Source organism: Arthrobacter sp. P1_D12, assembly GCF_056406175.1.
Genome location: NZ_JBFUAR010000044.1, coordinates 1 through 9,162 on the forward strand (window position 1 = coordinate 1; position 9,162 = coordinate 9,162).

The window sequence follows — 9,162 nt, forward strand, 5'->3', positions numbered from 1 at the left end:
TTGCCCTGCGGGTTGCCCTGCGGGTAGACAGGCCTCCGTCGGCCGCCGAGCAAGCAAGCTTGCCAGCAACCAAAAAACAACGGGGGAGAAGGGGACGCTGGCCGGTCACCTAAGCCGCCCCGCCCACCCAACTTCTCGGACAAGAAGGAACAACACCATGACTGAAAAACTCACGATCACCGGATCCGCTGACCTGCTCGCAGTGATCCCCCACCTGCTCGGCACCCACCCCACGGAGTCCTTCGTCGTGCTCACCGCCCGCGCAGGCTCCCTCGGCGCGACCATGCGGGTGGATGCCCCATCCGAGGCCGAACCCCTGGACTACGCGCAGGTCCTGACCACCTACGCGGCCCACGACGAGCAGGCCACCGCCAGCTACATCATCGTGTACTCCGACGAGACCGGCGCCGACGGGCAGCTCCACCCCTACACCGCGCACGTCGCCGCGCTGACCCGCGAACTCGCCACGGCACGGATGCCGGTCCGCAACGTGTGGCTCGTGACCGGAACCCACTGGTCCGAGTTCGGCACCGACGAGCAGCTCCCGTTGGATCAGATCACCGACAGCAACGCCAACGCCACAATGACCTACTTCGGAAGCGCCACCGACATCGATCTCTACAACCCCGCGCTCCTGAGCAACCCGGCGCTGCCGGTGCACGCCCCCGAGGGCACCGACGCGGACATCACAGCTGCGTGCCAGGACTGGGCGGCCGCACTGAACAACCCGGCCATGCCGGACTCGGAAACCGCCCGGAAGCTCGCCGCCGCGTTCCAGCACAAATTCATCCGCGACTTCCTGATGCGCGACACCATCACCACCCACACCGGAAGCTTTGAAGACGTCATGTTCGGCAAGTTCACCGGCCGCCCCGACTGGGACCGCGTGGACCACGCCCAAGCGATCGCGTTCGAGCTGATGAAAGCCGTCCCCGAAGGCCAGCGCGCCCCGATGCTGACCCTGATGGGCTGGCTCGAATGGCTCAAAGGCCACGGCAGCCAAGCAGACCGGTACCTGAAGCTCGCGACCAAGGACGTCCCCGCCTACCGGCTCGCGGTCCTGCTGCGGGAACTCATCAACCGAGGCAACATCGCCGACGTCGCGACGAACGCAGAAACCTCCTACAAACGCCCGATGATCTAACAGCACCCCAATGGCCGGGGCCGGATCACCTCAACGATCCGGCCCGGCCATTCAAGCGCGGCGGCCTCCCCCGCTGGCGCTCCTCCGGCCGCCGATAACGCTGACGCGGGCGGGGCCGGTCCTTGCGCCTTCATGCAGAAACCACGGCTACAGTGAGAGGAAGCTACTGCAACCGGACCGGAGTGTCAGCATGGGAACCGAATACGTACTCACCGAGGACGACAGACCGGCCGATGAGGCCAACCTGGTCGAAGACATCGTTGAGCTACGGCTACTCACAGCCGGTGACACGACGGGTCCCGTGGACTACGCCCACGCCGAGGATCACCACAACTTCTAAGGCCCAGCAGCGATGACGCTGCACCCACAGATTTCCTTTGTCCGAGGAAAACAGAAGGAGCCGGCACACTGTGTCGGCTCCTTCGCCTTAACGCCACCGGGACCGCCACAGCCAGAAGACCGCGGCCATCGCCCCGTTCAGCCCCGCGATAAACACATCGCCGGCGGCAGGCCTGCCGATGGCCAGGTCAACGCAGACCAGCGCCAGCGAACCCACGGCAACTGCGGAAAAGACCACCGCCAGAACCAGGAGAACCCTCCGGGGGAGCGCCTCCCCGTTGGGCTCGCCACGGGTGTCCACCGCTCTTCAGTCCGCTACTGGCTGCCGGGCTGGCCGGCTGCGCGCGGGGCCAGAATTGCTTTGGACGCGAAGGCAAGTCCGGCAAGAAGGAGGACGACGGCGGACCCGACCAGGTACCAAACGCCGTCGGAGGTCAGTGCGGTATAGACGCCGATGAGAGAGAAAATAACTGCCCCCAGCGACCAAATGAGCGTTGCCCTTCTGGTGTTATTCATGCGGCCAGCCTAGACCAAAGACCAGAACGGGCGTCCGCTGGCGCGGCCGGCTGTGGGGTCCAGTGCTGTCCGTCGCAGGGCTCCGGTCATCCCTGGCCTTTTCTTACGTCTGCGACGTTTTTTGGTTGCTGTCCTGCGGATTCTAGGCGTCCGCTCCACCCCGTCTAACCCCGGTTCCGCAAGCTCCACCGGGGCCTGCGGTGCAGGAATTTCCCTCCGGCGCTCCTGCGTCGCTGATTTCCTCCAGGCCCCGATTTGTCCACGCTGGGTGGAGCGGCCGGCGCTGACCTGTCCCACGTCGGTGGCTTGATTAGAAGCTTGCCCAGCCTTTGGAGGTTGTGGCTCATCACAGTTTTGCCTCGAGGTGACTCTTCCCAGGTCCGGCGCCGGCCGTGCTGCGGCCATTCTTGCCCGTTCGAAAGGAAGGAGGGTGGTGCGTTGACTATCGTTGCGCAGACCCGCCCGTTCGTCATCGGCGTGGACTGTCACGCCCGCACCCACACTTACGCCATCATCGAGGCCAGCACTAAGCGACAGATCGCGTGCGAGCAGTTCCCGACCACCTCGGCAGGGATTTCACGCGCACTCACGTGGGTAGGCCGAAGGACAGACGGCGATATGGGATGTCTTTGGGCTGTTGAGGGTATCGGCTCATATGGGGCCCGTCTGGCCAAGGCAGTAACGGGCGCCGGTTACGACGTCGCCGAAGCTCCACGGATGAGCGCCCGAGGCCGTCGGGGGCTGGGCAAATCGGACCCGTTGGACGCCACGGCCATCGGAGCCGCTGTCCTGGGCTTGGAGGAGTCCCAACTGCGGGTTCCGCGACGGGATGAAGGAACCCGTGCCGGGCTCAGGATCCTGAGTGCAGCCCGGGATCAACTGACGCGGGAACGAACAATGAATGTAAATGCACTTATTGCCCTCCTCCGGGCACATGATCTTGGAATCGATGCCCGCAAGCCTCTGGTTCCCGCCCAGATCAACGCGATCACCAGATGGCGGGAACGGCAGGAGCAGATGGAACTAGCGATTGCGCGGGAGGAAGCGGTTCGGTTGGCGCGCCGCGCTCTCGAAGTGACCACTCAGCTGGCGGCTAATCAGAAGCGCATGACTGAGCTGATTCAGCAAAGTCCCGCCGCCCCGCTGCTGGAGATGGTGGGCGCCGGGGCCGTTTCAGTCGCTGCCGTCCTGACGGCTTGGTCGCATCCAGGAAGGGTTCGCAGCGAAGCTGCTTTCGCGTCACTGGCAGGGGTGAATCCACTGCCGGCCTCAAGCGGTAACACTGTCCGGCACCGGCTCAACAGGGGCGGTGATAGGCGACTCAATCGTGCCCTGCACACCATCACCATGACCCGGATGGTCCACCACCCCGGAACTCGGGAGTACGTCGCCAAACGCACCCAAGAAGGCCGCGGCTACCGCGAAATCCGAAGATCCCTCAAGCGCTACCTAGCCCGAACCCTCTACCGTCAGCTCAACACCCTTTACGCCTCTATGGATCCAGCCCGCCCAAGTGTTGCAGGGGCAGAGCCCAGCCAACTCGTCGGAGCGTATCGCGATTCCGCGCCACGACTAGCCCTCATCGCTGCCCCAGCGTCCTAGCGCGATGATCGCCTCACGCAAGGCAAGCCCGCGGTCGGTTAGCGCATAGGCCCGGGTGTTGTGCCGGAGGGGCAGACGGGACAGTACCCCGGCGGTCTCGAGCTCGCGCAGGCGGGTCGCGAGAATGTTCGTCGGCACTCCGAGGTCGCGCTGCAGATCGCCGTAGCGCTGCGGCCCGTCGAGCAGCCGCTCCACGATGAGCAAGGCCCACCGTGCTCCCACGATATCGAGGGCCGCGGCGAGGTCGCTCACTCGGTCGGATCGGCGTCCGGTTTCATCCAAAACGGCGAGTAGTGGTAGCCGTCAGGGTCGTCGAACTGGCGCTGGTACATGAAGGGGTAGTCGTCGATATCACCGATCCGCCCGCCGGCGGCACCGGCGCGCTCGACGAGCTCATCGACCGCCTGACGACTGCCCAGGTCGAACGAGACCGTGACCTTCGAGGGCGTATCTGGTCCGCCGACCAGCTCCTCGGCGCCGCCGACGCTCGCATACATCTCGCGGCTGCCGAGCATGACGTACTGCTCGGGCGCGATCGCGAAACATGACACGTTGTGGTCGGACATTTCCGGGTTGAGGGTCCAGCCCAGGGCGGTGTAGAAGGCGATCGCGCGCTCGACGCTCTCGACCGGGCAGGTGATGAAAAGGCTCATGCCGCTCATGCTTGCAAAATGCAAGTGCGACGTCAAGACCTCGGCCGCGCGGTCGGCAACTTGCAGGCGTGTAGGAACACGTTCAGGGGTACGGGCGAGTAATAGGGACCAGACCGTGCGTTGACTTTCAGCGGTAAGTGGCGGCGTTTTGCCGGCGCTATTTGTCGCGCTCCCATGGGCCAGCTAAAAATGTCTCGAACCCTGGGGATCGGGACACCGAGGTTTCGAGACGTATCGGTGAAGAGTAGGGCATGGCTTCAGCTGTCCCGTAAGGGGATCGGCGGATTCAGGCGGTCATTGCAACAGGAGTCCTTCGATCAATTCGATCGGTTTTCTGAACTCTAGTCTTTTGCGTGGTCGGTCGTTGAGTTCCTGTGCGACCCAGTCGAGGTCTTCGGCGCTGTGGATGCTCAGGTCCGTGCCTTTCGGGAAGTACTGGCGGAGCAGGCCATTCGTGTTTTCGTTGATGCCGCGCTGCCAGGGTGAGTGCGGGTCGCAGAAGTAGATGTCGATGCCGGCGTCTATTTTCACGCTCTTCCAGTCCTGCATTTCGATGCCTTGGTCCCAGGTGAGGGAGTGCCTCAGCGCCTCGGGGAGCGTCTTGATCTTGGCTGCCAGTGCGTCGCGCATTTGTTCTGCTTTGTATCCATCCGGCAGATGAACGAGCATCGTGTAGTTGGTGGTTCTCTCCACGAGGGTCCCGATCGCGGACTGGTTGCCCTTGCCGATGATGAGGTCGCCCTCCCAATGCCCCGGCACCGCACGGTCCTGAACCTCGGGCGGCCGCTCGGAGATATTGATCATCCCCGGGATCCGGTTCTTCCGTTGGCCGGCCTTCCTGCAGGGCTGCCTGAGTGCACGTCCGGTGCGTAAACACGCGGCCAGATCGCGGTTGAGTGCTCCGCGGGACTGAACGTAGAGGGACTGGTAAATGGTCTCAGGTGACACCCGCAGCTCCGGCTCATCGGGAAACTCAACCTGCAGGCGTCCTGCGATCTGCTCCGGCGAGTACTTCTTTTTCAGGTCCTCTTCCACCTTCGCACGCAACACCGTGTTCGTGTGCAGTTTCGCCGGTTTCGGCCGCGCAGCCCGCTCATACGCCAGCGCGTGGGCCGCTGTCGCCCGGTAGGGCAACCCGGCCACCGAATTGCGCCGTAGCTCCCTGGACACCGTCGAGGCAGATCGGTCGATCACGGCCCCGATCCGGCGCAGCGAGTGCCCCTGGGCGCGCAGCACCGCGATCTCTTCACGCTGGGCGAAGGTCAGGCACCTGCCCTTCAGATCCCGGCCCCGGCGTGGCCTGACACCCCCGGCCTCGACCAGGACCCGGCGCCCAGTCCGCCTGCTTGTATTGATCGGCGCAACGGCGTCAGTGATGAAATCACCGGCCTGCATCCCGGCCCAAAACAGCTGCAGAAGATCCGGTCTTACATAAATTGAATACGTCGCCACGACAACACCCATCCGCTAAGTGTTGCAATCACCGCAAGAACCCAAGGATCGTGCAGCGGGCGGTCAGGCCGGGTTAGCTGCAGAATTCGGGGATTGGCGGTAAAGCGAAAGCCCGAAGTGCCTTTACGGCGCTTCGGGCTTTCTTGTGTGCTCGGTGGCCTGTAGGCCAACGAATATCGCAGCGATGGCTCCGTCTCAGAACCGTCCGTCGTAGCTGTCCCGCAGGCCCTGCGCGGTGAACTTCCAGCCTGCGACGAGTTCGCCCAGGTCGTCGTCCGGAGTTGTCCTGCCTAGCTCGCGCATCAGCTTCATTTCGGCTTCCACGTATGCGGCTTGCTTGTCCGCGTAGTCGATCAGCGCCCGGATCTTATCCGGTTCCAGCTCAGGAGGCTCAGGTGGCGTCGGCATCTCGATCATGCCGGCCATTCTGTCAGAAGCTCCCCTGGAGAACAGCGTTGAGGACTTCACCACCTGCTGAGCCTCGCCATGACTGCGTACCCCCACGATGCAGCCGGCGGTGAGCGCAGCGAACCAGGAGAAGGGCCGCGGCCGGGGAAAAGCACCCCGACCAGCCAAACTCGACCGACACAACGGCTATCGCCGGCACACCGCACCGCCGGCGGCGGCGCGAGGGGACGGGACCGGCCGGGTGGCTCAGGCGACCTTCACCGGGATGAGTTCGTAGGTGGTGTCGCAGCCTCCGCGCGGCGGCGTGTGTTCGATCCCGTACAAGTGATCGGAGATGGACTTGTCCGGCCTGGTGGCGACGACACGGATCCGGGGGATCGGGACCGGGGCGTTGTCGGGCTGGACGAACGGCGACTTCTGGGGGACCAGCCAGCGGCCGGAGCTGTCGCGGGTGACTGGCACCGGGGTGCAGCGGTCATTGGTTCCGAAGCAGGCGGAGACGGCGAGGGCGCCGGAAACGCCCGAGAGATCGAGCTGCACAGCGTCCAGGTTGACGTAGCCGACGGCGGGGCAGGCCACCGGGGCCGGGGTGCAGCCGGTAGCGAGCATAAGCGGCAGCACCATCATCAGCGCGGCGATGGACCGGTTCTTCATGGCGTCAGCGTAACGCCGCCGGGTCGAATCGACTGCACGTTCAGCGCCAGGGCCGGCGGGTTCCTGTGTTCGGCGGACCTCACCACCTGCTGAGCTTCGCCAGGACTGCGTAGCCCACGATGCAGCCGGCGGTCGCCAGGCCGAAGCCCCGGGAGAGATCCCCGACAGCCACCGAGGTGATGATGACGGCGGTTGCGTACAGCGCGAAGAGCGCCAGGAATTTGTGCATCGTACCCTCATTGCATGGGTGAGTTCATTCGCTATCAAAGTGCCGTCCCTAACCGTCGCGGGCGATTTCCAGGTGTGTTCGCGATGACCAACGGGCTCAGAGATGAGGGGCTTCTGGGTGAAGCAGATAAGCTATGGCTCCAAGTTGCCAACGCCCACGCCTCTGCGGCATATACCGACCCGACAACCGTTGTAGCGGATTGCTATAACTTGGAACTGAATCCTGGCGCCAGATCGTGGTTCAAGGCCGAGTCCACGCATCTTCTTGAGATGACGGCGGCATACCTCGACCTACTCGACCGGCACAACGTCCCCTGGATGACACTTCGCACCCGCAACCCCGGCCGACTTGTCTATGAGGACGCGGTGCAAGTCGTCGCAGTTCCTCATACCTATCCAGACCATTGGCCGTTCCAACCGGCACGGTAGAGGATCCCTAACGGTTCACGTGGCTGCGGCGAGGGCAGCGCTGGTTGCTGCATTCACGGGCGACAACGCGCCAGTCCGGCTGCGCCTCAGAACGGGCGCGCGTGTCACTCCAGATCGGAACCACCCGGGAACCGCAGTCCGAACACGGCGGCTCAACGTGAGCGCGTCTCTGCGCCTTATTCATATTTCCCCCAAGAAATCTCAATGCTTAGAGGCTAAGCCAAAAACGTGGTGAATCCCGGATTCCTGCCCTTTGCTTTGTTGTGGCACTTCACCGGCGCCGTACTGTCCCGGCTGATCGGCGCCCTGGCAATGATGGAAGTCGCCGTCGACGCGTCTGAATAGCGGGAGGCTACGTGGGCGGAAGGAGCCTGAAGGCGTATCGGGTCTCCGCGCCATCGCCGGGCTTCATCGTGAAATCGACTCTCTCGGTGCCTGCTTCCAGCTGCACTGTCGTTTTGAAGATGTTCCCATTGCAATGGACCTGCACCGGGGCGACGACTTCGACACCGGACCAGCTGGCCACCGACAGTTCGGTTCCGGAGGGTCCTTCACACACGAACTGCAATTCGTAGGTGCCGGGTTTGGCGGACATTCCGAAGCTGGTGGGGGAATTCGAAGCCGCGGAGCCGGCATTCTCTCCCGGCACTGCGGGTTTCAGCTGCTTTGATGACCATTCGTCCATGTTTGCTTGCGCTGAAGCCATGGGGTCAGTGTTGGGCCCTATGGCAACCCCGGCGGCTGCGGGCCTGCCGGTCGACGGGATCGCGCTGATCGTGATGGGACCGCCCGCGTGCCTTAGGAATCGCTGGAATGTGGTGGCGTCGCAGTCAACGTCTGTTGACAGCGGAAGCCCATCGCCCTCGACGATCGTCAGCTTGGCGAAGTAGCCGCCGGCACACGCGGCCTTGACGACATAGTCCCCAGGAGCAAGTACAGTGGCCAGTTCCCCGGCAGGCTCCGCTTCCGTTGGCATGCCGGCGTCCGTTACGGATGCACCAAGCAGACGGGCCACGTCACCAACGTTTTCCCCAAATGACCGGGGCGGCACCGTTGCCCCTTCGGACGATGAGCTAACGGTCTGCTCAGGCGGATCACTGTACGAACAACCCGCCAGCGCAAACACGAGTCCGGCCAAAACAAGCAGTACTCTTCCGCGCTGAGTCTGCATCCCCCAATGAGCTGACATGCCCTGAGCCTACAACCCCGCAACTGGGTGACTGGGAGGACGGGCCCACCGGAAGCTGCCGCGAACATACTCGTCGTCGGCAACTAGCGACAGACTCCGCGGCCTATTCGGCCAGTTTCGCCACTGCCTGGGCCCAGAGGAAGAACTTGTTGGTGCCGAGGTCCTTTACGGTCTTGATATTCAGGGCTTCCTGTAACTTCAGCACCTGGAAATCACCGAGGACGGCAGCCGCTACAAGCGCTGCAGGCGTTGCGGCAAGGACGACGACCGTGGCGGTGGCGGAACCGGCGCAAGTGGCGCCTGGGCTGGGATTGCCGGGCTGGGATAGGCCCGCGTGCCGAGCGGTCGCCGGCCAGGGCCGCCGAGTTCACGATGGAAAGACCTCCCTCCACCCCTGGCTCTGCAATCTGTTCAGTGGCAGAGGTTGTCGAGGGTTTCCTGGGCAGCCTGTTCCATCTGCGTACCGAGCAGGTCGATGCGGCTTGCGGTTGCCGGGTCCTGCCAAGGCATCGGCCGAACTGCCATGGCCATCGTGACCTGGCTGCCGC

Annotated in this window: 12 protein-coding genes and 1 pseudogene; 4 read left to right on the plus strand and 9 right to left on the minus strand. The window is 63.9% G+C overall.

The window, feature by feature from the left end:
* The first annotated feature begins 157 nt into the window (after nucleotides 1-157).
* Together AC1DZV_RS21580 and AC1DZV_RS21585 are read left to right on the plus strand one after the other, a co-directional pair.
* Nucleotides 158-1,144, plus strand: coding sequence for a DUF4192 domain-containing protein (locus tag AC1DZV_RS21580; protein WP_476954546.1), 987 nt, complete (start codon nucleotides 158-160; stop codon nucleotides 1,142-1,144).
* A gap of 190 nt (nucleotides 1,145-1,334) precedes the next feature.
* Nucleotides 1,335-1,484, plus strand: a complete 150-nt coding sequence (locus tag AC1DZV_RS21585; RefSeq protein WP_476954547.1) for a hypothetical protein — start codon at nucleotides 1,335-1,337, stop codon at nucleotides 1,482-1,484.
* Between the two features lie 87 nt (nucleotides 1,485-1,571).
* On the opposite strand, the gene AC1DZV_RS21590 is transcribed toward AC1DZV_RS21585, so the two are convergent.
* Nucleotides 1,572-1,784: a hypothetical protein gene (locus AC1DZV_RS21590; protein ID WP_476954548.1), complete on the minus strand. Its 213-nt coding sequence runs from the start codon at nucleotides 1,782-1,784 to the stop codon at nucleotides 1,572-1,574.
* Between the two features lie 14 nt (nucleotides 1,785-1,798).
* On the minus strand, nucleotides 1,799-1,999 hold the full coding sequence (locus AC1DZV_RS21595) for a hypothetical protein (RefSeq protein WP_476954549.1): 201 nt from the start codon (nucleotides 1,997-1,999) through the stop codon (nucleotides 1,799-1,801).
* A 438-nt stretch (nucleotides 2,000-2,437) separates the two neighbouring features.
* On the opposite strand from AC1DZV_RS21595, the pseudogene AC1DZV_RS21600 reads away from it, so the two are divergent.
* Nucleotides 2,438-3,481 (plus strand): annotated as a pseudogene (locus AC1DZV_RS21600) (IS110 family RNA-guided transposase); the annotation flags it as partial.
* A 90-nt stretch (nucleotides 3,482-3,571) separates the two neighbouring features.
* Here the strand turns inward: AC1DZV_RS21600 and AC1DZV_RS21605 are convergent.
* The 6 genes from AC1DZV_RS21605 to AC1DZV_RS21630 form a co-directional block, all read right to left on the minus strand.
* Complete coding sequence (locus AC1DZV_RS21605) at nucleotides 3,572-3,853, minus strand: winged helix-turn-helix transcriptional regulator (RefSeq protein WP_476954550.1); 282 nt, start codon at nucleotides 3,851-3,853, stop codon at nucleotides 3,572-3,574.
* Nucleotides 3,850-4,254, minus strand: coding sequence for a VOC family protein (locus AC1DZV_RS21610; RefSeq protein ID WP_476954551.1), 405 nt, complete (start codon nucleotides 4,252-4,254; stop codon nucleotides 3,850-3,852). Before AC1DZV_RS21610 ends, AC1DZV_RS21605 begins: the two co-directional genes overlap by 4 nt.
* A gap of 294 nt (nucleotides 4,255-4,548) precedes the next feature.
* The gene (locus tag AC1DZV_RS21615) at nucleotides 4,549-5,718 is read right to left on the minus strand and encodes an IS30 family transposase (protein ID WP_476954552.1); all 1,170 of its coding nucleotides are present in this window, start codon (nucleotides 5,716-5,718) and stop codon (nucleotides 4,549-4,551) included.
* A gap of 183 nt (nucleotides 5,719-5,901) precedes the next feature.
* On the minus strand, nucleotides 5,902-6,123 hold the full coding sequence (locus tag AC1DZV_RS21620; protein WP_476954553.1) for a hypothetical protein: 222 nt from the start codon (nucleotides 6,121-6,123) through the stop codon (nucleotides 5,902-5,904).
* A gap of 237 nt (nucleotides 6,124-6,360) precedes the next feature.
* Nucleotides 6,361-6,768, minus strand: a complete 408-nt coding sequence (locus tag AC1DZV_RS21625; RefSeq protein ID WP_476954554.1) for a hypothetical protein — start codon at nucleotides 6,766-6,768, stop codon at nucleotides 6,361-6,363.
* A gap of 79 nt (nucleotides 6,769-6,847) precedes the next feature.
* Nucleotides 6,848-6,997, minus strand: coding sequence for a hypothetical protein (locus AC1DZV_RS21630; protein ID WP_476954555.1), 150 nt, complete (start codon nucleotides 6,995-6,997; stop codon nucleotides 6,848-6,850).
* A gap of 14 nt (nucleotides 6,998-7,011) precedes the next feature.
* Between AC1DZV_RS21630 and AC1DZV_RS21635 the strand changes: the two genes are divergently transcribed.
* Nucleotides 7,012-7,425: a hypothetical protein gene (locus AC1DZV_RS21635; protein ID WP_476954556.1), complete on the plus strand. Its 414-nt coding sequence runs from the start codon at nucleotides 7,012-7,014 to the stop codon at nucleotides 7,423-7,425.
* A 352-nt stretch (nucleotides 7,426-7,777) separates the two neighbouring features.
* On the opposite strand, the gene AC1DZV_RS21640 is transcribed toward AC1DZV_RS21635, so the two are convergent.
* A complete protein-coding gene (locus tag AC1DZV_RS21640) occupies nucleotides 7,778-8,401 on the minus strand; it encodes a hypothetical protein (RefSeq protein ID WP_476954557.1) in 624 nt (207 codons plus the stop codon).
* Nucleotides 8,402-9,162 lie beyond the last annotated feature (761 nt).